Consider the following 19,037-nt stretch of genomic DNA (forward strand, 5'->3'; position numbering starts at 1 on the left):
CTGATACGAACCGATTAAGACATTCAGTTTAATCGGATTTTCGTGTCCCCATCGTCTAGAGGCCTAGGACACTGCCCTTTCACGGCTGTAACAGGGGTTCGAATCCCCTTGGGGACGCCAATCCGATAATGAGTGAAAGACATTATCACCGGTTAGTCATAACCGAAAAAATCTTAAAGATGACTCTTGCGAGTCGTGTTTAAGATATTGCTCTTTAACAATCTGGAACAAGCTGAAAATTGAAACATGACAGCTGAAACTTACTCCTCCGTAGAAGTACTGGAGTAAGGAGTACCCTGTCATAGAGTCTCTCAAATGTAGCAATACGAAAGTGGAAACACCTTCGGGTTGTGAGGTTAAGTGACTAAGCGTACACGGTGGATGCCTAGGCAGTCAGAGGCGATGAAGGGCGTGCTAATCTGCGATAAGCGTCGGTAAGGTGATATGAACCGTTATAACCGGCGATACCCGAATGGGGAAACCCAGTGCAATTCGTTGCACTATCATACGATGAATACATAGTCGTATGAGGCGAACCGGGGGAACTGAAACATCTAAGTACCCCGAGGAAAAGAAATCAACCGAGATTCCCCCAGTAGCGGCGAGCGAACGGGGAGGAGCCCAGAACCTGAATCAGTTCTTGTGTTAGTGGAAGCGTCTGGAAAGTCGCACAGTAAAGGGTGATAGTCCCGTACACTAAAATGCATTAATTGTGAGTTCGATGAGTAGGGCGGGACACGTGACATCCTGTCTGAATATGGGGGGACCATCCTCCAAGGCTAAATACTCCTGACTGACCGATAGTGAACCAGTACCGTGAGGGAAAGGCGAAAAGAACCCCGGCGAGGGGAGTGAAATAGAACCTGAAACCGTGTACGTACAAGCAGTGGGAGCACCTTCGTGGTGTGACTGCGTACCTTTTGTATAATGGGTCAGCGACTTATATTTTGTAGCAAGGTTAACCGTATAGGGGAGCCGTAGGGAAACCGAGTCTTAACTGGGCGAATAGTTGCAAGGTATAGACCCGAAACCCGGTGATCTAGCCATGGGCAGGTTGAAGGTTGGGTAACACTAACTGGAGGACCGAACCGACTAATGTTGAAAAATTAGCGGATGACTTGTGGCTGGGGGTGAAAGGCCAATCAAACCGGGAGATAGCTGGTTCTCCCCGAAAGCTATTTAGGTAGCGCCTCGTGAACTCATCTTCGGGGGTAGAGCACTGTTTCGGCTAGGGGGCCATCCCGGCTTACCAAACCGATGCAAACTCCGAATACCGAAGAATGTTATCACGGGAGACACACGGCGGGTGCTAACGTCCGTCGTGAAGAGGGAAACAACCCAGACCGCCAGCTAAGGTCCCAAAGTCATGGTTAAGTGGGAAACGATGTGGGAAGGCATAGACAGCCAGGATGTTGGCTTAGAAGCAGCCATCATTTAAAGAAAGCGTAATAGCTCACTGGTCGAGTCGGCCTGCGCGGAAGATGTAACGGGGCTAAACCATGCACCGAAGCTGCGGCAGCGACGCTTAGGCGTTGTTGGGTAGGGGAGCGTTCTGTAAGCCGTTGAAGGTGGTCTGTGAGGATTGCTGGAGGTATCAGAAGTGCGAATGCTGACATAAGTAACGATAAAGCGGGTGAAAAACCCGCTCGCCGGAAGACCAAGGGTTCCTGTCCAACGTTAATCGGGGCAGGGTGAGTCGACCCCTAAGGCGAGGCCGAAAGGCGTAGTCGATGGGAAACAGGTTAATATTCCTGTACTCGGTGTTACTGCGAAGGGGGGACGGAGAAGGCTAGGCTAGCCGGGCGACGGTTGTCCCGGTTTAAGCGTGTAGGGGGAATGACCTGGTAAATCCGGTTATTCATTCAACCCTGAGGCGTGATGACGATGCACTACGGTGCAGAAGTAGTTGATGCCAAGCTTCCAGGAAAAGCCTCTAAGCATCAGGTAACACAGAATCGTACCCCAAACCGACACAGGTGGTCAGGTAGAGAATACCAAGGCGCTTGAGAGAACTCGGGTGAAGGAACTAGGCAAAATGGTGCCGTAACTTCGGGAGAAGGCACGCTGGCGCGTAGGTGAAGAGACTTGCTCTCGGAGCTGAAGCCAGTCGCAGATACCAGCTGGCTGCAACTGTTTAATAAAAACACAGCACTGTGCAAACACGAAAGTGGACGTATACGGTGTGACGCCTGCCCGGTGCTGGAAGGTTAATTGATGGGGTCAGCCGCAAGGCGAAGCTCTTGATCGAAGCCCCAGTAAACGGCGGCCGTAACTATAACGGTCCTAAGGTAGCGAAATTCCTTGTCGGGTAAGTTCCGACCTGCACGAATGGCGTAATGATGGCCAGGCTGTCTCCACCCGAGACTCAGTGAAATTGAACTCGCTGTGAAGATGCAGTGTACCCGCGGCAAGACGGAAAGACCCCGTGAACCTTTACTATAGCTTGACACTGAACATTGAGCCTTGATGTGTAGGATAGGTGGGAGGCTTTGAAGTGTGGACGCCAGTCTGCATGGAGCCAACCTTGAAATACCACCCTTTAATGTTTGATGTTCTAACTCGGCCCCGTAATCCGGGGTGAGGACAGTGTCTGGTGGGTAGTTTGACTGGGGCGGTCTCCTCCCAAAGAGTAACGGAGGAGCACGAAGGTTAGCTAATCACGGTCGGACATCGTGAGGTTAGTGCAAAGGCATAAGCTAGCTTGACTGCGAGAGTGACGGCTCGAGCAGGTACGAAAGTAGGTCTTAGTGATCCGGTGGTTCTGAATGGAAGGGCCATCGCTCAACGGATAAAAGGTACTCCGGGGATAACAGGCTGATACCGCCCAAGAGTTCATATCGACGGCGGTGTTTGGCACCTCGATGTCGGCTCATCACATCCTGGGGCTGAAGTAGGTCCCAAGGGTATGGCTGTTCGCCATTTAAAGTGGTACGCGAGCTGGGTTTAGAACGTCGTGAGACAGTTCGGTCCCTATCTGCCGTGGGCGTTGGAAGATTGAGAGGGGTTGCTCCTAGTACGAGAGGACCGGAGTGAACGCACCACTGGTGTTCGGGTTGTCATGCCAATGGCACTGCCCGGTAGCTAAGTGCGGAAAAGATAAGCGCTGAAAGCATCTAAGCGCGAAACTTGCCTCGAGATGAGTCTTCCCTGGGAACTTGATTCCCCTGAAGGAACGTTTAAGACTAAGACGTTGATAGGCTGGGTGTGTAAGTGCAGCGATGCATTGAGCTAACCAGTACTAATGATCCGTGAGACTTAACCTTACAACACCAAAGGTGTTTTTGATTTGAGAAGATTTTCAGCGATGTTCCGAGATTGGTTCTGATGGCTACGTGAAGTAGCGGTTGGAATGAAACAGAATTTGCCTGGCGGCAATAGCGCGGTGGTCCCACCTGACCCCATGCCGAACTCAGAAGTGAAACGCCGTAGCGCCGATGGTAGTGTGGGGTCTCCCCATGCGAGAGTAGGACACTGCCAGGCATCAATTAAACGTTATCGGTCTGACAACCGGTAATGAGCAAGATCGCCAAGAGCGGTGTTGCCCACATCGAAAGATGTGACGTGAAAGAACCGGTGGAGCGGTAGTTCAGTTGGTTAGAATACCTGCCTGTCACGCAGGGGGTCGCGGGTTCGAGCCCCGTCCGTTCCGCCACTAATTGATAAGCCCTGAGTCTATGACTCAGGGCTTTTTCATATTCAAAATCCAAAAAAATTAAATATTGCAGCGTGTTTTATGCGGTGAAAATCTGTTCTGATAAATAATTATCTGAATTGAATGCCAATATAAAGAATAATATACCCGGCAGTAGGAACCTCCGCCGGGTAATAAGTTTGGTGATTATTTAATATTCTGACGTGCCAGTTCTATCTGTATATCTTTATCGAGATTGGCCACCCAACGGTTATAATTTGGGTGAATCTTTCCCTCTTTGGCATCCATATTACTGCTGTCTAGATACTTAATCTGATAACTATTTGCATTGTAAGTGATGCGGATGTTGGCACTGTGCCCGCGTAACAGGATTTTGCCATCGATCACGCCATCACTTGTCGGATTCAGCATCCAGCTGCGATTCAACCCGGCAGAGAGAATCGCCTGGCGTACTTGTGCATCAGTGTGACTACCTACAACATTCTGATTGATGTTTTTTACCGGCGCGGTGCCAGCACACCCACTGATCAGGACTGCGGCGAATACGCCAGTTAAAATGAGCTTTAATGGTTTCATACTCTTTTCCATGAGCGGTCGTAAATAGGTAATGTATTAGCCATACACGAAGAATGATGTATGGTTGTCCTTCAATAAGATACCTCTATAGACCCTTTTCGACAAATATTGCTGCTTTTCATCGTGATAATTCTCTTTTTGCTCAAGTCCTACGAAGTTATGTCGATAAGTAACCCTAATCTTTTAATTGAATATTCCGCGCAAAAATAGGAATTTTGGGAATGCAATCTGAGGTCAGATATAATAAATTTACCCACGCAATTTTTCTGACCGGTAATACCCTTAATATGGCGGCGACATGAATATACTCAGTTGGTGGGCAATGGCTCCCGATCGTGGAACGCGTGAAGCTTGGCGTCAATGGGCTACGGATAACTCATTTACTACTGAATCTCAGGGCACATTACCTGGCTGTTCGCATATTCCCATGATGTCGCTGCGTCGGATGAGTGCCGGAACGCGTTTGGCAGTAGAGAGTGGGTTAATCTTACTGAATGACTTTCAGGCGGATATGGCGATCTTTACCAGCCGTCATGGTGAATTAGAGCGGACACACAAAATTCTCCAACACCTGCATCAGGACCAGCCGCTATCGCCAACGGATTTTGCCATGTCGGTGCACAACACGGCTGCAGGTTGGTTAACGATTATGGCGAAGAATACCTTGCCAACTACATCATTGGCTGCCGGTGAAGACAGCTTTCAGCAGGGTATGATTGAGGCTCAGGCCGTATTGGCGACGGGCAGTGCGGAACGGGTGCTATTAATTGATTTTGACGGTGTTGTGCCGGATGTTTACCGGCCTTTTGTTCCCGTGAACTCATATCCCTATGCTGTCGCGTTATTGTTGGAAAGTGGCGGTTCACTGCATTGCAACGTTGCAGACGCCGGGCCTACTGCCTGTCAGGAGCCACAGAGTCTGTCATTTTTGCGCGGTTGGTTGCGTACTGATGATGAGTTTACTGTTCCGGGTCCACGGCACGAATGGTTGTGGGGGCGCTGATGGCGACGACGATATCTGCGGAAAGTGTGCCTGAACAATCGTCTTGGTTTAATCGCTGTTGGCGGGTTGTGGCCACCGGCTTTTGCTTTTCACTTTTCGGCCTGGGTGGCCTGCTGCTATCAGGTGTTTGGTTTAACCTGATGCGTCTGGTGGTTCGCGATCCTGCGCGCCGTAGTCGACTGACCCAAAACTCGATCCGACATAGCTTCCGTTTCTTTTTGGCAACGACGCGCTTTTTCGGTGTACTGGATTACCATTTCGACAACGTTGAACGCTTGAGTGAGGACAGTGGCTGTCTGGTGATCGCTAACCATCCCAGCCTGCTGGATTATGTGTTGCTGGCTTCACAGATGCCGCGCTGCGACTGTATCGTCAAGGAAGCATTACTGAGCAACATGTTTGTCAGTGGTGTGATCAAAGCTGCGGGCTATCTGGCAAATGCGCAGTCGGATGTCCTGTTGGAACAGTGCCGGCAACGTTTAGCTAGCGGTGGGACTATCCTGATCTTTCCTGAAGGAACACGCACTACGCCGGGTAAGGCGTTGTCACTGCAACGAGGGGCTGCCAATATTGCGCTTCGTAGCCAGTGTGATATCCGCGTGGTGCATATCCACTGCCAGCCACCCATGCTGACGAAGCAGGGTAAATGGTATAAGATCCCGCCGATAAAACCGCAGTTCCGCATCACCGTTCAGGATAAGATCGACGCTCGCGCATTCATACATGCGAATGACGTTTCTCCCGCCCTCGCGGCAAGAAGATTAACCCAGCATTTAACTGACGCTTTACAGTCAGATTCTATAAATAATGAGAAATAGTGTAATGAATTTATTGAGCTCTGAAATCAAGCAATTGATCATTGATACGCTCAATCTTGAAGGTATGACACCGGAGGAGATTGACGCCGAAGCGCCGCTGTTTGGTGATGGACTGGGTTTGGACTCCATTGACGCATTGGAGCTGGGTTTAGCATTAAAGAACCGTTATGGCGTGGTGCTGTCGGCTGAAAGCCAAGATATGCGCCAACATTTTTATTCCGTGGAAACGCTGGCGAAGTTTGTTTCTGCACAGCGTAGCAAATAAGAGGTTTTCATGGATAAGCAAGAAATTTACCTGCAAATTCAGGCGCTACTGGTCAAGCTGTTCGAGTTGGATGCTGATGACATCAAACCCGAGTCTCGGTTGTACGAAGAGTTAGAGCTGGACAGTATTGATGCTGTGGATCTAGTGGTACACCTGCAAAAAACAACCGGTAAGAAGATTAAGCCGGAAATGTTCAAGTCGGTACGCACCGTGCAAGACGTGGTTGATGCCATCGATGAGTTACTGAAGTCAGACAGCTAAGATCAGGGCGTGAAGGTGAAGACCATTCCTTGGCTAAATGGAATCTTGCGGCTGTTACAGGTTGCGACCTGGCTAGTTCTACTGCTTTACCCGTTGGCTGTTTGGGTTGGTTTATCGCACTGGGGAACCACTGTCTTGGCGCCGTTATTGGTGACGGTCTTTACCCTTCGTCTGTTTGTACTGCGTGGTAAATTGCGTCAGCAAATGTGGTTGGGCAAAGCCTTGGCCATTGTTGGCATCTTGCTGGCGCTTGCCAGTTGGGCACTGAAACAGAGTCATTGGTTGCTGTATTACCCGGTACTGGTCAACGCATTGCTGTTGTTACTGTTTGCGTACTCGTTGTTTGCACCACCCACGGTGGTTGAGCGGTTGGCGCGTATAACCGAGCCACAGTTGGATGCCGTTGGCGTGGCTTATACTCGCAAGGTGACTCAGGTCTGGTGTGGGTTCTTTATTGTTAACGGTGCAATAGCGCTGGCAACCTGTCTGTCTGGGGATATAACACTCTGGACGTTGTATAACGGCGGCATCAGCTACCTGCTGATGGGGGCATTAATGGGTATTGAATGGATAGTCAGAAAAAGGATCAGGCACATCTGAGTTTACCGATGAGCCAATGGCTAAGTTCGGCGCGCGACGATTCTGTGCTTATTGCCTGGCGTGGCGCCGAGACATTATGCCTCGGCCAATTTCGCCGTGACGTTGCGGCATTGACCGAGAAACTGATGAGTAGGGAAGAGCATCGGTGGGCGCTGTGTTTTGATGATAGCTATCGTTTTGCCGTTGCGTTGTTGGCCTCTTTGTATGCCAACAGAGTGCCGGTAATTTTTGGTCATCAGCGCGAAGCTATCCTCAGAGAGCAGCGGGCAGACTTCGACGCACTGCTAACTGATTTACCCCTCGATCTTGATGTACCGATTTTGCCGGTAGCAGAAGGGGGCAGTACGGGGGTAGCGCTGCCTGCCTGGCCGCAAGACCCACGATTTATCCTTTATACCTCCGGCTCGACCGGCCAACCGCAAGCGGTGAATAAATCGGTGGGCTGTATGGATCGCGAAAGCGAACTGCTGGCAGCAACCTGGGGCGATGCTTTCCAGAGATGTTGCGTCGTGGCTACAGTCTCTCATCAACATATGTATGGCCTGAGTTTTCGATTATTCCTGCCACTGGCTTTGGGTCTGCCATTTGATGCCCAGTTGACGCGATACCATGAACAGTTGATTGCTCAGCATCAGGGGCGGCGTTTGGTGTTAGTCAGTAGCCCCGCGTGGCTTAAACGGTTGGATAACCGGTTGGCTGTCGCAGAGTGCGTTGATGTTCTTTCCGCAGGTGGCCCGCTATCCTGTGCTGAGGCGATGCTGTCTCAGCAAGCGCTGGGCGTATTGCCGTTGGAAATTTATGGCACGACGGAAACTGGCACACTGGCCTGGCGCAGGCAATATCGCGAGGCCACATTGTGGCAGCCGTTTGCGGATGTAAAGTTAACGGTGAACTCCGATGACAGTGTCCACGTTGCGTCCCCATTAATACCCGATACTGGGGAACTGGTGCTGAGCGATCTTATTCAGCTTGCGCCAGATGGCCGCCAATTTCAGTTAAAAGGCCGTGCAGACCGTATTATCAAGCTGGAAGAGAAACGTCTGTCGCTAACCGAAGTCGAGCAACGCTTAATTTCACTGCCGGAGATCGCCGATGCTGCAGTGTTAACGCAACAGCAAAGAGGGCGCACTGTATTGGCGGCGGTGATTGTGCTGTCTTCGTATGGTGAAACGCGCCGGCATACCTTGTCCGAAGGGGAATTTACTCGTGAGTTGCATCAGGCGTTACGAGGCTGGCTGGAGCCGGTGGCCCTGCCGCGCCATTGGCGTATTATCGACGTTATCCCGCTTAACCCACAAGGTAAACGCGCCTATGCCGAACTACAGGAGCTGTTTTTATGATGCAACCTGAGGTGCTGCAACAACAGGTGAGTGATGCTACCCATGCCAGCCTGCAACTGCGTTTACCTGCCGGGCTGTTTTGGTTCCGTGGCCATTTTCCAGAACACCCGATCTTGCCGGGGGTCACGCAGTTGAACTGGGTCATGCAGTATGCGCGTCAGTTGCTGGCTATTGAGGCCGAGTTTAGAGGGATCGAAGTGGTAAAGTTTCAACAACCCTTGCTGCCAGAACAAACAGTGACGTTGCAGCTTGAATGGCAGCCAGCGCGACATAAGTTGCTGTTTAGCTACCGCGTGGGTGAGGCGACGGCCAGCAGCGGCAAGATCTCATTATGTCAGTGAGTGCACCATTCTCTCCCTGCATTGTTATTCCCTGTTTCAATCACGGGCAGATGATGGCAGCAGTGCTGGCTGCACTGGCTGGCTATGGTTTGCCATGCCTGATCGTCGATGATGGTAGTGATCCCACGACTGCTCAGGAATTGCAGCGGTTGGCTGCCGGGCTGCCATGGGTCATGTTGCTACGGCTGGAGCAAAATCAAGGCAAAGGTGCGGCAGTCATCGCCGGTTTGCAGTTGGCACAACGGCAGGGCTACAGCCATGCTTTACAGGTGGATGCCGACGGTCAGCATCAACTGAGCGATATCCCGGCAATGATTACTGAAGCGCGCACTTATCCAGACTGTCTGATTTCCGGTCGGCCTGTTTATGACAGCTCAGTGCCGAAAGCGCGTTTGTATGGCCGCTACGTCACCCATGTCTGGGTGTGGATTGAAACCTTGTCGTTGTCGTTGAAAGACAGCATGTGCGGTTTTCGTGTCTATCCGGTGGCGCCGACGCTGGCGTTGACGACACGCCAACCGCTTGGCAAACGCATGGATTTTGATACCGAAGTGATGGTCAGATTGTACTGGCAGGGCGTCGCGAGCCGTTTTCTACCCACACGCGTAACCTATCCTGTCGACGGCGTTTCCCACTTCGATGCGTTGCGCGATAATTTGCGCATATCCTGGATGCATACCCGTTTGTTTTTCGGCATGTTGCTGCGCATTCCCCACTTGTTGCGCCAGCGGCGTCGGTTCGCTGTTCCAGAGCATTGGTCGGCGACGCAGGAGCGTCAAGGCCTGTGGGGTATTCGGCTGATGTTGCGGGTGTACCGTTTGTTCGGTCGCCAGGCCTTTCAGCTGTTGTTGTATCCGGTAATCGGCTATTTCTGGCTGACAGGCCGCACTCAGCGCGAGGCATCGCGAGAGTATTTACAACGTTTGCGGTTGTTTGCCCAAAGCAGGCAGCAGCCGTTGCCCGAGCCACTCGATAGCTTCCGTCACTTTATGCGGTTTGGTGATGCGATGCTTAATAAGCTGGCAAGTTGGCAGGGCGAGCTGAGAGATATCAGGCTGGTGAATCCTTCGCTATGCGAACATCAGATTGCCAGCGGCAAGGGAACCTTAATTCTGGCCTCGCATTTGGGAGACATTGAATCCTGTCGGGCATTGGGGGAGTTGGGTTCCGGCGTGATTGTTAATGCTCTGGTGTTTACGGAACACGCCGAGCGTTTCAATCAGTTGATGAAAGAGGTTAATCCTCGCGCCAATCTGAATTTGATCTCAGTGACGTCGTTGGGGCCGGAAACGGCTATGCGCTTGCAGGATAAACTGGATGCCGGTGAATGGGTGGCGATCGTGGGTGATCGCACTTCAGCGGGCAAATATCAGCGTGGTGAGCAGCCGCGCGTCGTGTGGAGCCATTTCCTCGACCATCCCGCACCGTTTCCACAGGGCCCGTTTGTTCTGGCCGCCGCGTTGCGCTGCCCGGTATTTTTGATGTTTGGCCTCAAGCAGCAGGGGCATCTTAACGTTTATTTTGAACCCTTTGCCGATCCGCTAATCTTACCGCGCCAGCAACGTCAGCAGGCGTTGCAAGAGGCTGTGGACCAGTATGCCGCGCGGCTGGAACATTATTGTCTGTTGGCGCCGCTCGACTGGTTTAATTTTTTCGATTTCTGGCAGTTGGCGTCGCAACCGTCATCGCAACAGAGGCCTGAGACATGAAGCTAAAAGACGATCCGCGATTCTCCGTCAAGGTTGAGATCACCATTCCTTTCCATGATACCGATGCTATGGGTGTGGTCTGGCATGGCAACTACTTCCGCTATTTTGAAATCGCCCGTGAGGCTTTGCTGAAACAGTTTAACTATGGCTACCGGCAAATGCAGGCATCGGGCTATGTTTGGCCGATCGTCGACACACGAGTGAAATATATTGCCCCAGTGTTGTTTGAACAGAAAATCATTGTCTGTGCCGAGTTGGAGGAATATGAAAATCGCCTGCGTATTGGCTACCGTATCCTTGACGCGCACAGCGGTCAGTTGACCACTCGCGGGCATACTATTCAGGTGGCGGTAGAGATTGCCAGCAAAGAAATGTGCTTTGTTTCGCCGCAGGTGTTGTTGGATAACATCGAGGAGGCACAATGAAATTTTGGATGCTGGCGTTCGTTACCTTTTTCAGTGTGAGCGTGCAGGCGGTAACGTTGCCGGAACTGCAACAGCGCTTTAGCCAACAGCCGGTACTGCGTGCTCAGTTCGAACAGCAACGCAGCATTAGCGGTATGGCAAAACCCTTGAAGTCTAGTGGTGAGCTGCTGATTTCTCAGCAAAAGGGGCTATGGTGGGCGCAACAAAAACCCTTCCCGTTGACCTTGCTGTTGGATGATAAACGTATGGTACAAACTCTGGCGGGCCAGCCACCGCAGGTAGTAACGGCGGAAAACAACCCGCAGATGTTCCAGTTCAACCATCTACTGACCGCACTGTTTCACGCTGACAGCCAGGCACTGGAGCAAAACTTTGCTTTGCAGTTCAGCGATCTGGGTAATAACCAATGGCGACTGGTGCTGACGCCAAAAACCACGCCGCTCGACAAGCTGTTCAAGCGCATTACTCTCAATGGCGAGCAATTCCTGGAAACTATTGATATTGATGATATGCAAAGTGACGCTACGCATATCCGTTTCTTTAACCAGAAAACGACACCCCAAACACTGACGGCTGAGGAGCAACAGCGTTTTGCGTCCTGAATTGCACCGGCGGTTAGCGTTTGGTTGGTTGGCGATTTGCCTGCTATTACTTGCCGCGCTGTGCTGGCTGCTGCCGCGTAGCCAGATTAACAGTAGCGTCTTGGCGTTATTACCGAAGCAGCAGCTGGTGGGCGTACCGGATGAACTGGCTGATGGCTTCAGTCGCCGGCTCGATCGGCAACTGATGTGGTTGGTGAGTCCACCTCCAGGAGCGGATAGTGCGGCAGTAAATTGGTGGTGGCAGCAATTACGGCAGATGCCCGAACTGCAGCAGGTTGGCGGGCCAATGGATGCGCAACGCCAACAGCAGTGGGGGCGATTTTTCTATCAGCATCGTAATGTGCTGTTGGATGACACTACCCGGCAACGGCTCCAGCAAGGACCGGATGCACAAAGCCAGTGGATTCTGGGACAACTCTATTCAGCTTTCGCTGGCGTCAGCGGTAAAGAACTGGCCAACGATCCATTGATGCTGGTTCGGGCCTCGCAATTGGCGCAGCAGCAAAACGGGGGATTGTTGAGTCTGTCCAACGGCTGGCTGGTGGCGCGCGACGTACAAGGCCGCAGTTGGTATCTGCTGCATGCGGAGTTAAGTGCATCTTCTTATGACATCACCAGTGCCCGACGGACGGTGGATAAACTGACAGCGTTGCAGCAACAACTGCAACAACGCTGGCCGGGCGCAGAGGTGCTGAACCGCGGCACACTGTTTTACAGCAACTACGCTAGCCAACAGGCCGAACGGGATATTTCCACTATTGGCCTAGCGTCGGTCGTGGGCGTGTTTTTATTGGTGTTGTTGATGTTCCGCTCGCCATTGCCGTTGTTGTTGTGCGCGCTGTCAGTGAGCATTGGCGCATTGGCGGGCACTGTCGCTACGTTGCTGGCGTTTGGGGAAATACATTTGATGACGCTGGTGTTGAGCATCAGCATTGTCGGCATTTCGGCGGATTACACGCTCTATTTCCTGACCGAACGTATGGTACATGGTCAGCAATCGACGCCTTTAGCCAGTTTGCAGAAACTGTTACCTGCCTTGTCGATGGCGCTAGTGACCACCGTGGTTGCCTATCTGGCACTGCTGATTGCGCCATTTCCGGGCTTACAGCAGCTGGCGGTGTTTGCCGCTGCGGGGCTAAGTGCGGCCTGTGTCACGGTGATATGTTGGTATCCTCGGTTATCGCGTCGGCTACCCGTGCGTCCGGCGCCGGGATTAACACTGATTCTGCGTTGGCTGCATGCCTGGCGTCATCGGCCAGTGCTGCGTTATGGGTTACCCGGAGCACTGCTGTTGCTGGTGGTCGTCGGTTTTAGCCAACTGAAGGTGGACGACGATATCGGGCAATTGCAGGCATTGCCAATGGAACTGCAGCAGCAGGAACAACGTATTGCGGCTCTCACGGGGCAGCATAACGATCAGAAATGGCTGGTGGTCTATGGCACCAATGCCGAACAATTGCTCCAGCGGCTGGAGCTGTTACAGCCCAAGCTGGCACAGGCTAAACGGCAAGGCATTCTGGCGGATTATCGGTTGTTACCTTTGCCTTCGCTTCAGCGTCAACAGCAGAACGTCGCCTTGTTACAACGGGTTGTACCCCAGGTGATGGCGCAGTTACAGCAGGCGGATTTGTCGCTGAAAGCCCCGGACTTAACGCCTGAATGGGTGACACCGGAACAGTGGATGGGCAGTGTGGTCAGCGAGGGCTGGCGGCTGCTGTGGTTGACGTTACCTGATGGACGCAGTGCGGTGTTGGTACCGGTGAACGGCGTGCAGAACAGTGCGGCGATGCAGACATTGGCTAAGCAAGTGCCGGGCACCGGGTGGATCGACCGAAAAACCGAATTCAGTGAACTCTTTGGGCAATACCGGTTGTATCTCTCGTATTTGCTAATGCTGTCAGTGGCGGCGATTGCGCTTATCTATCTCTGGCGTTTTGGTTTGCGCCATGGCCTGCGCTGTATGGTGCCAATGCTGTTGTCACTGGGTAGCGGTATTGCGGTGTTGGCATTGAGTGGCCATACGTTGAATTTGTTCTCGTTATTGGCACTGGTACTGGTACTGGGGATTGGTATTAACTATACGCTGTTCTTTACCAATCCCCGTGGTACCCCGACCACCTCGATGTTTGCCATCTTTATGGCGGTATTCACCACTCAACTGACCTTCGGCATGTTAGTGCTGAGTCATACGCAGGCCATCAGCAGTTTTGGTATCGTTTTGAGCAGCGGAATTGCCGTGGCATTTCTGTTGGCGCCGCTGACGTTAGCAACAAAAAGAAAAAGAGGAAAAGCCTGATGCACGGCTTACGAATGATGTTGTTAATGCTGGTCACCGTGCTGGCCGGTTGTGCCAGTTCGCAGGATCAAACCCTGCCGCAAGCCTGGCTGAAGCCCGGTACCCGGGTAACATTACCTGCGCCGACATTGGCTCAGCCGTTCAATCAGCAACAGTTACTGACTGCTAACGTGAAAGGGCAGCAGCATTCGATGCTGGTATTGCTCAATGCCGACGGCCAGCGTCTGCAACTGGTGGGAATGTCGCCGCTCGGTATTCGTTTGTTCAACCTGACCTATGATCACCAGGGTATCCGTACCGAACAGTTGATCAAGGTGGGGGAATTGCCACCAGCCAGCCAAGTGCTAGCCGACATTATGCTGAGCTATTGGCCGGTAGCAAATTGGCAACCCTTGTTGCCTGCGGGATGGCGCTTAGAGGATCAACCGCAGGTGCGCCGTCTGTATGATGATCGCGGGGTGATCGTCAGTGAAATTCGTTACCAGCAGACAGATGGGCGGCGTGAACCACTCTCTATTACACAATCTGCCTTCCACTATCGCATCACCATACAGAACCTGGGGAGCGAATAATGATCTACTTCTCCGCCGTAGGAATGGTGAATGCACTGGGTAATAGCTTGCCGCAGATTGCAGAAAATCTGGCGCGGGGCGTGTCTCCGGGGATGCAGCAGCAGACGCAATGGCTTATCGGCGGCGCACCATCCTGGTTTGGCAACGTGCAGGGGGAATTACCCACAATTCCTGAGTCACTCAAACAGCATAATTCTCGCAACAATCGTCTGCTGCTGGCGGCGTTGGCCCAGATCGGCGTGCCAGTGCGCGAGGCTATTGCCCGTTACGGTGTGTCACGTGTCGCGGTGATCATGGGGACCAGTACTTCGGGGATCCACGAGGGTGAGTTGGCCTTACAACAGTACCAGGCAGGGCAGTGGCCGCAGGGTTATGATTACCAGCAGCAGGAGTTGGGCGATCCGGGCCAGTTCCTCAGTGCTTTTCTCGCGACTCGTGGCCCGGCGTATACTCTGTCTACTGCCTGTTCATCGAGTGCTCGTGCCATCATCAGCGGCAAACGCCTGATTGATGCAGGGCTGGTGGATGCGGCGATTGTCGGCGGTGCTGACAGTCTGTGCCAAATGCCAATCAATGGATTCAACAGTCTGGAATCACTGTCTGCGGATCGCTGCACACCTTTTGCGACCGGGCGCAGCGGTATTAATATCGGCGAAGCCGCTGCACTGATGTTATTAACGCGGGAACCGGCACCCGTGGCGCTGCTGGGCGTCGGTGAGTCTTCGGATGCCTGGCATATGTCGGCGCCGCATCCGGCAGGTGAAGGCGCCGAGCGGGCTATCACAATGGCGCTGCGGCAGGCTGGTTTAGGCGTCGAGCAGATCGGTTATATTAATTTGCATGGTACCGCCACGCGGCTGAACGATCAGGTTGAAGCTCAAGTGGTTAATCGCCTGTTTGGTTCCCAGACACCCTGTAGTTCCACCAAACATCTCACGGGTCACACGCTGGGCGCAGCCGGTGCCGTAGAAGCTGCGTTGAGTTGGTTGCTGCTGACCGAGCAACTGCCGTTGCCACAGCAGGATTTCAGCGTTGTACCACGCGATGCTGAACTGGCAACTATCGGTCTGGTTTGCCGGCCGCAGTCTTTGGGGCCACGTACAATCTTGTCCAATTCGTTTGCCTTCGGTGGCAATAACGCTTGTCTGCTGTTGGGAGATGCCCCATGAATCCGTATCACACCGCCGAATACTACTTGCCTCACGCTTCTCCGATGGTACTGCTGGAGCGGGTACTGGAAGTGGGGGAGGAACATGCAAGATGTGCGGTTAAGGTTAGCGGCGATGGCGTGCTGGCACCTTTCCTTGACGCGCAGGGTGCATTACCAGGCTGGTATGGTATTGAGCTGATGGCGCAGGCGATTGGCGTATGGAGTGGATGGCATGGTCGCCAGAGCGCTCAGCCACCCCAGCTTGGCATGCTGCTTGGCGGGCGCGCGATTCGCTGCGAACTGTCATCCTTTCCCGCAGGCAGCGAACTGTTGGTGAGCGTGCACCAGCTGTTGAAAGATGAAAAATTAGCCAGTTTTGAGTGTGAAATTAGTATCAATAATGTGCAGATCGCACAGGGAAGGTTGAACACCTATCAGCCTGATCAACAAGAAATTATTCAATTAACGACCTTAAGGGGAGACGCATGATGCGTTCCGTTTTAGTCACCGGCGCCAGCAAAGGAATCGGCCAGGCGATTGCCTGCCGCTTGGCTGCGGATGGCTTTTTGATTGTAGTTCACTACCACAGGGATAAGACCGGGGCAGAACACACGCTGCAGCAGATTGTCAGTGCTGGCGGGCAAGGGCGGTTGATTCAGTTTGATATCAGCAACCGTATTGAGTGCCGTGAGCGGCTAGAGCAGGATATCGACACCCACGGTGCTTATTACGGCGTGGTGAACAATGCGGGGATCACCCGCGACGGTGCTTTCCCGGCATTAAGTGAAGACGACTGGGATGGCGTGATCCATACCAATCTCGACAGCTTCTACAACGTGCTACACCCTTGTGTTATGCCGATGATTGGCCTGCGCAAGGGGGGGCGGATCGTCGCGCTGTCGTCGGTTTCCGGCGTGATGGGCAACCGTGGGCAGGTCAACTACAGTGCGGCCAAGGCCGGTGTGATTGGTGCCTGTAAGGCGCTGGCAATTGAGCTGGCAAAGCGCAAAATTACGGTTAACTGTATTGCACCAGGCCTGATTGACACAGGGATGATCGACATGGAGCCGGCCGCGCTGGATGAAGCAATGCGCGCTATCCCGCTCAAACGCATGGGGTCGGCGGAAGAAGTGGCGGGGTTAGCCAGCTACCTGATGTCAGATGTTGCCGGTTATGTGACGCGGCAAGTCATTTCCATTAATGGAGGAATGGTATGACACAGCGCGTGGTCGTTACTGGTATGGCGGGTATCACCGCATTTGGCAATAATTGGGTGGACGTGTCCAGCCGACTGAGGCAGGGCAAGAATGCCGTGCGTTACATGTCACAATGGGAAGAGTATCAAGGGCTGAATACTCACCTCGGCGCACCGGTCGAGAATTTCGTGTTGCCGGATCACTACACCCGCAAGCGTATCCGTTCGATGGGACGTGTTTCATTACTGGCGACTCGGGCGACCGAATTGGCGCTGGAGCAAGCAGGACTACTGGGTGAGGCCGTATTGACCAACGGTGAGACCGGCATCGCCTACGGCTCATCGACCGGCAGTACCAAACCAGTCAGTGAGTTCGCCACCATGTTGACCGAAAAGCACACCGGCAATATTACCGGTACCACCTATGTGCAGATGATGCCTCATACTGCGGCGGTAAATGCAGGCCTGTTCTTCGGCTTGCGGGGCCGAGTGATCCCGACCTCCAGCGCCTGTACGTCGGGCAGCCAGGCGATTGGTTACGCTTACGAGAGTATTCGCCACGGCTATCAAACGGTGATGGTGGCGGGAGGCGCTGAAGAGCTATGTCCTTCGGAGGCCGCGGTGTTCGACACGCTGTTTGCCACCAGCCAGCAAAACGATCACCCCGAGCTATCACCTCGTCCGTTTGATCGTCAGCGAGACGGTTTGGTCATTGGCGAAGGCGCGGGAACGTTGATTCTGGAGTCGTTGGAGCATGCGTTGGCGCGTGGTGCCACTATTTACGGTGAAATTATCAGCTTTGCGACCAACTGTGATGCGGCACATATTACCCAGCCTCAGCAGGAAACCATGCAGGTTTGCATGCAACAGGCACTGAAAGCATCTGGGTTGGCAACCGGCGATATCGGCTATATCAGCGCTCATGGGACGGCAACAGACCGTGGTGATATCGCGGAAAGTCAGGCAACGGCAGCCATTTTCGGTAACCGTACGCCGATCTCTTCATTAAAAAGTTATTTTGGTCATACGCTGGGTGCTTGTGGTGCATTGGAAGCCTGGATGGCGCTGGAGATGATGCGCGAAGGCAGCTTTGCCCCAACGATTAACCTCAGTGAGCCGGACAGCACCTGTGGTGATCTGGATTACATCATGGGCGATTATCGCCAAATTGATACCGAATTTGTGCAATCGAACAACTTCGCGTTTGGTGGTATCAATACCTCGCTAATCCTGCGTCGTTGGGCATAACTCCTCATTGCCGGGGGCTCACCCCGGCAATTGTTGCTGTTTAATCAAAAGTCTTATGCACAATAGGGCGTTTTTGATCAACAAAACAGTTGCCATAATCCTCTCATATCGCTTTAACATCCTAATGAGAGAATAAAATTATGGGCATCCCTGCATTTGGTTTAGGCACTTTCCGTCTTCAGGATCAGGTCGTGATCGACTCGGTCAGCACAGCACTGGCACTGGGATATCGTGTCATTGATACTGCACAAATCTATGAGAACGAAGCGGCGGTAGGCCAGGCGATTGCCGCCAGCGGTGTTCCGCGTGACGAACTGTTCATCACTACCAAGATTTGGATCGCCAATCTGGCGAAGGGCAAGCTGATCCCAAGCCTGCAAGAAAGTCTGGCAAAGCTGCAAACCTCCTATGTTGATTTAACCTTAATCCATTGGCCTTCGCCGAATGATGAAGTCTCTGTCGCAGAGTTTATGACTGAGTTAGCGGAGGCGAAAGCGTTGGGCCTGACGCGTCAGATTGGTGTGTCCAACTTCACGCTGGATCTGATGCAACAGGCAATTGACGCCGTGGGGGCGGATCAAATTGCCACAAACCAGATTGAGCTTTCGCCATACTTGCAGAACCGCAAAGTGGTGGAGTTTGCCCAACAGCATGGCATTGCTATTACCTCCTACATGACGCTGGCTTATGGCAAAGCATTGCAGGATGAGACTATCAAGGCGATCGCGGCACGCCGCAATGCTACCCCGGCTCAAGTCATCTTGGCTTGGGCATTGCAACTGGGTTACGCGGTAATCCCATCATCGACCAAACGTGAAAACCTGGCGAGCAATCTGTTGGCGCAACAGTTGACGCTGACTGCCGAAGAAATGGCGGAGATCGCCACGTTGGAAAATAATGGCCGTTTGGTCAGCCCGGAAGGCCTGGCTCCGAACTGGGATTGATTTGACATCATACGCATCGAGGCGCCCAGACGGGCGCCTT

Annotated in this window: 18 protein-coding genes, 2 tRNA genes and 2 rRNA genes; 21 read left to right on the forward strand and 1 reads right to left on the reverse strand. The window is 52.9% G+C overall.

The window, feature by feature from the left end; genetic code table 11:
• Positions 1-44 precede the first annotated feature (44 nt).
• The 4 genes from SGBXF1_RS04065 (at position 45) to SGBXF1_RS04080 (ending at position 3,652) form a co-directional block, all read left to right on the forward strand.
• A tRNA-Glu gene (locus tag SGBXF1_RS04065) sits at positions 45-120 on the forward strand.
• Between the two features lie 234 nt (positions 121-354).
• Positions 355-3,263 (forward strand): 23S ribosomal RNA (locus SGBXF1_RS04070).
• 101 nt (positions 3,264-3,364) lie between these two features.
• Positions 3,365-3,480 (forward strand): 5S ribosomal RNA (gene rrf / locus SGBXF1_RS04075).
• A 95-nt stretch (positions 3,481-3,575) separates the two neighbouring features.
• Positions 3,576-3,652 (forward strand) — tRNA-Asp (locus SGBXF1_RS04080).
• 186 nt (positions 3,653-3,838) lie between these two features.
• On the opposite strand, the gene SGBXF1_RS04085 is transcribed toward SGBXF1_RS04080, so the two are convergent.
• Positions 3,839-4,228: a hypothetical protein gene (locus SGBXF1_RS04085; RefSeq protein ID WP_186427862.1), complete on the reverse strand. Its 390-nt coding sequence runs from the start codon at positions 4,226-4,228 to the stop codon at positions 3,839-3,841.
• A gap of 298 nt (positions 4,229-4,526) precedes the next feature.
• Between SGBXF1_RS04085 and SGBXF1_RS04090 the strand changes: the two genes are divergently transcribed.
• The 17 genes from SGBXF1_RS04090 (at position 4,527) to dkgB (ending at position 18,997) form a co-directional block, all read left to right on the forward strand.
• Complete coding sequence (locus SGBXF1_RS04090) at positions 4,527-5,231, forward strand: beta-ketoacyl synthase chain length factor (protein ID WP_238321003.1); 705 nt, start codon at positions 4,527-4,529, stop codon at positions 5,229-5,231.
• A complete protein-coding gene (locus SGBXF1_RS04095; RefSeq protein WP_186427863.1) occupies positions 5,231-6,049 on the forward strand; it encodes a lysophospholipid acyltransferase family protein in 819 nt (272 codons plus the stop codon). Before SGBXF1_RS04090 ends, SGBXF1_RS04095 begins: the two co-directional genes overlap by 1 nt.
• 4 nt (positions 6,050-6,053) lie before the next feature.
• Positions 6,054-6,314 carry a phosphopantetheine-binding protein gene (locus SGBXF1_RS04100; RefSeq protein ID WP_037426925.1) on the forward strand — a complete coding sequence of 87 codons (261 nt, stop codon included), beginning with the start codon at positions 6,054-6,056 and terminating at the stop codon, positions 6,312-6,314.
• A gap of 9 nt (positions 6,315-6,323) precedes the next feature.
• Complete coding sequence (locus SGBXF1_RS04105; protein WP_012005336.1) at positions 6,324-6,575, forward strand: acyl carrier protein; 252 nt, start codon at positions 6,324-6,326, stop codon at positions 6,573-6,575.
• 15 nt (positions 6,576-6,590) lie between these two features.
• Entirely contained in the window at positions 6,591-7,175 is a 585-nt protein-coding gene (locus SGBXF1_RS04110; protein ID WP_130379313.1) for a COG4648 family protein, read from the forward strand.
• Positions 7,142-8,515, forward strand: a complete 1,374-nt coding sequence (locus tag SGBXF1_RS04115) for an AMP-binding protein (protein ID WP_238321004.1) — start codon at positions 7,142-7,144, stop codon at positions 8,513-8,515. The genes SGBXF1_RS04110 and SGBXF1_RS04115 overlap by 34 nt, the downstream gene beginning before the upstream one ends.
• Positions 8,512-8,856 (forward strand): 3-hydroxyacyl-ACP dehydratase FabZ family protein, encoded by a 345-nt coding sequence (locus tag SGBXF1_RS04120; RefSeq protein WP_037422917.1) that lies wholly within the window; start codon positions 8,512-8,514, stop codon positions 8,854-8,856. The genes SGBXF1_RS04115 and SGBXF1_RS04120 overlap by 4 nt, the downstream gene beginning before the upstream one ends.
• A complete protein-coding gene (locus SGBXF1_RS04125; RefSeq protein WP_186427864.1) occupies positions 8,847-10,565 on the forward strand; it encodes a glycosyltransferase family 2 protein in 1,719 nt (572 codons plus the stop codon). The genes SGBXF1_RS04120 and SGBXF1_RS04125 overlap by 10 nt, the downstream gene beginning before the upstream one ends.
• Positions 10,562-10,990, forward strand: coding sequence for an acyl-CoA thioesterase (locus tag SGBXF1_RS04130; RefSeq protein ID WP_186427865.1), 429 nt, complete (start codon positions 10,562-10,564; stop codon positions 10,988-10,990). The genes SGBXF1_RS04125 and SGBXF1_RS04130 overlap by 4 nt, the downstream gene beginning before the upstream one ends.
• Positions 10,987-11,592, forward strand: coding sequence for a LolA family protein (locus tag SGBXF1_RS04135; protein WP_186427866.1), 606 nt, complete (start codon positions 10,987-10,989; stop codon positions 11,590-11,592). The genes SGBXF1_RS04130 and SGBXF1_RS04135 overlap by 4 nt, the downstream gene beginning before the upstream one ends.
• Positions 11,582-13,888, forward strand: a complete 2,307-nt coding sequence (locus SGBXF1_RS04140; RefSeq protein ID WP_186427867.1) for an MMPL family transporter — start codon at positions 11,582-11,584, stop codon at positions 13,886-13,888. The genes SGBXF1_RS04135 and SGBXF1_RS04140 overlap by 11 nt, the downstream gene beginning before the upstream one ends.
• Positions 13,888-14,460 (forward strand): DUF3261 domain-containing protein, encoded by a 573-nt coding sequence (locus SGBXF1_RS04145; protein WP_037422923.1) that lies wholly within the window; start codon positions 13,888-13,890, stop codon positions 14,458-14,460. Before SGBXF1_RS04140 ends, SGBXF1_RS04145 begins: the two co-directional genes overlap by 1 nt.
• Positions 14,460-15,629: a beta-ketoacyl-[acyl-carrier-protein] synthase family protein gene (locus SGBXF1_RS04150; RefSeq protein ID WP_037422924.1), complete on the forward strand. Its 1,170-nt coding sequence runs from the start codon at positions 14,460-14,462 to the stop codon at positions 15,627-15,629. The genes SGBXF1_RS04145 and SGBXF1_RS04150 overlap by 1 nt, the downstream gene beginning before the upstream one ends.
• Positions 15,626-16,099: a hotdog family protein gene (locus SGBXF1_RS04155; protein WP_037422934.1), complete on the forward strand. Its 474-nt coding sequence runs from the start codon at positions 15,626-15,628 to the stop codon at positions 16,097-16,099. Before SGBXF1_RS04150 ends, SGBXF1_RS04155 begins: the two co-directional genes overlap by 4 nt.
• Positions 16,096-16,827 (forward strand): 3-ketoacyl-ACP reductase FabG2, encoded by a 732-nt coding sequence (locus tag SGBXF1_RS04160; RefSeq protein ID WP_186427868.1) that lies wholly within the window; start codon positions 16,096-16,098, stop codon positions 16,825-16,827. The genes SGBXF1_RS04155 and SGBXF1_RS04160 overlap by 4 nt, the downstream gene beginning before the upstream one ends.
• Positions 16,824-18,053: a beta-ketoacyl-ACP synthase gene (locus tag SGBXF1_RS04165; RefSeq protein ID WP_037422938.1), complete on the forward strand. Its 1,230-nt coding sequence runs from the start codon at positions 16,824-16,826 to the stop codon at positions 18,051-18,053. The genes SGBXF1_RS04160 and SGBXF1_RS04165 overlap by 4 nt, the downstream gene beginning before the upstream one ends.
• Positions 18,054-18,193: 140 nt before the next feature.
• Positions 18,194-18,997 carry a 2,5-didehydrogluconate reductase DkgB gene (gene dkgB, locus SGBXF1_RS04170; RefSeq protein WP_186427869.1) on the forward strand — a complete coding sequence of 268 codons (804 nt, stop codon included), beginning with the start codon at positions 18,194-18,196 and terminating at the stop codon, positions 18,995-18,997.
• The last annotated feature ends 40 nt before the right edge of the window (positions 18,998-19,037 follow it).

It is taken from the genome of Serratia grimesii (assembly GCF_900186025.1).
GTDB lineage: Bacteria > Pseudomonadota > Gammaproteobacteria > Enterobacterales > Enterobacteriaceae > Serratia > Serratia grimesii.

Excerpts from the sequence above, each read along its gene's own strand:
- SGBXF1_RS04085 (WP_186427862.1), bottom strand. The coding sequence starts at position 4,228 with ATGAAACCATTAAAGCTCATTTTAACTGGCGTATTCGCCGCAGTCCTG.
- SGBXF1_RS04090 (WP_238321003.1), top strand. The coding sequence starts at position 4,527 with ATGAATATACTCAGTTGGTGGGCAATGGCTCCCGATCGTGGAACGCGT.
- SGBXF1_RS04095 (WP_186427863.1), top strand. The coding sequence starts at position 5,231 with ATGGCGACGACGATATCTGCGGAAAGTGTGCCTGAACAATCGTCTTGG.
- SGBXF1_RS04100 (WP_037426925.1), top strand. The coding sequence starts at position 6,054 with ATGAATTTATTGAGCTCTGAAATCAAGCAATTGATCATTGATACGCTC.
- SGBXF1_RS04105 (WP_012005336.1), top strand. The coding sequence starts at position 6,324 with ATGGATAAGCAAGAAATTTACCTGCAAATTCAGGCGCTACTGGTCAAG.
- SGBXF1_RS04115 (WP_238321004.1), top strand. The coding sequence starts at position 7,142 with ATGGATAGTCAGAAAAAGGATCAGGCACATCTGAGTTTACCGATGAGC.
- SGBXF1_RS04120 (WP_037422917.1), top strand. The coding sequence starts at position 8,512 with ATGATGCAACCTGAGGTGCTGCAACAACAGGTGAGTGATGCTACCCAT.
- SGBXF1_RS04125 (WP_186427864.1), top strand. The coding sequence starts at position 8,847 with ATGTCAGTGAGTGCACCATTCTCTCCCTGCATTGTTATTCCCTGTTTC.
- SGBXF1_RS04130 (WP_186427865.1), top strand. The coding sequence starts at position 10,562 with ATGAAGCTAAAAGACGATCCGCGATTCTCCGTCAAGGTTGAGATCACC.
- SGBXF1_RS04135 (WP_186427866.1), top strand. The coding sequence starts at position 10,987 with ATGAAATTTTGGATGCTGGCGTTCGTTACCTTTTTCAGTGTGAGCGTG.
- SGBXF1_RS04145 (WP_037422923.1), top strand. The coding sequence starts at position 13,888 with ATGCACGGCTTACGAATGATGTTGTTAATGCTGGTCACCGTGCTGGCC.
- SGBXF1_RS04150 (WP_037422924.1), top strand. The coding sequence starts at position 14,460 with ATGATCTACTTCTCCGCCGTAGGAATGGTGAATGCACTGGGTAATAGC.
- SGBXF1_RS04155 (WP_037422934.1), top strand. The coding sequence starts at position 15,626 with ATGAATCCGTATCACACCGCCGAATACTACTTGCCTCACGCTTCTCCG.
- SGBXF1_RS04160 (WP_186427868.1), top strand. The coding sequence starts at position 16,096 with ATGATGCGTTCCGTTTTAGTCACCGGCGCCAGCAAAGGAATCGGCCAG.
- SGBXF1_RS04165 (WP_037422938.1), top strand. The coding sequence starts at position 16,824 with ATGACACAGCGCGTGGTCGTTACTGGTATGGCGGGTATCACCGCATTT.
- dkgB (WP_186427869.1), top strand. The coding sequence starts at position 18,194 with ATGGGCATCCCTGCATTTGGTTTAGGCACTTTCCGTCTTCAGGATCAG.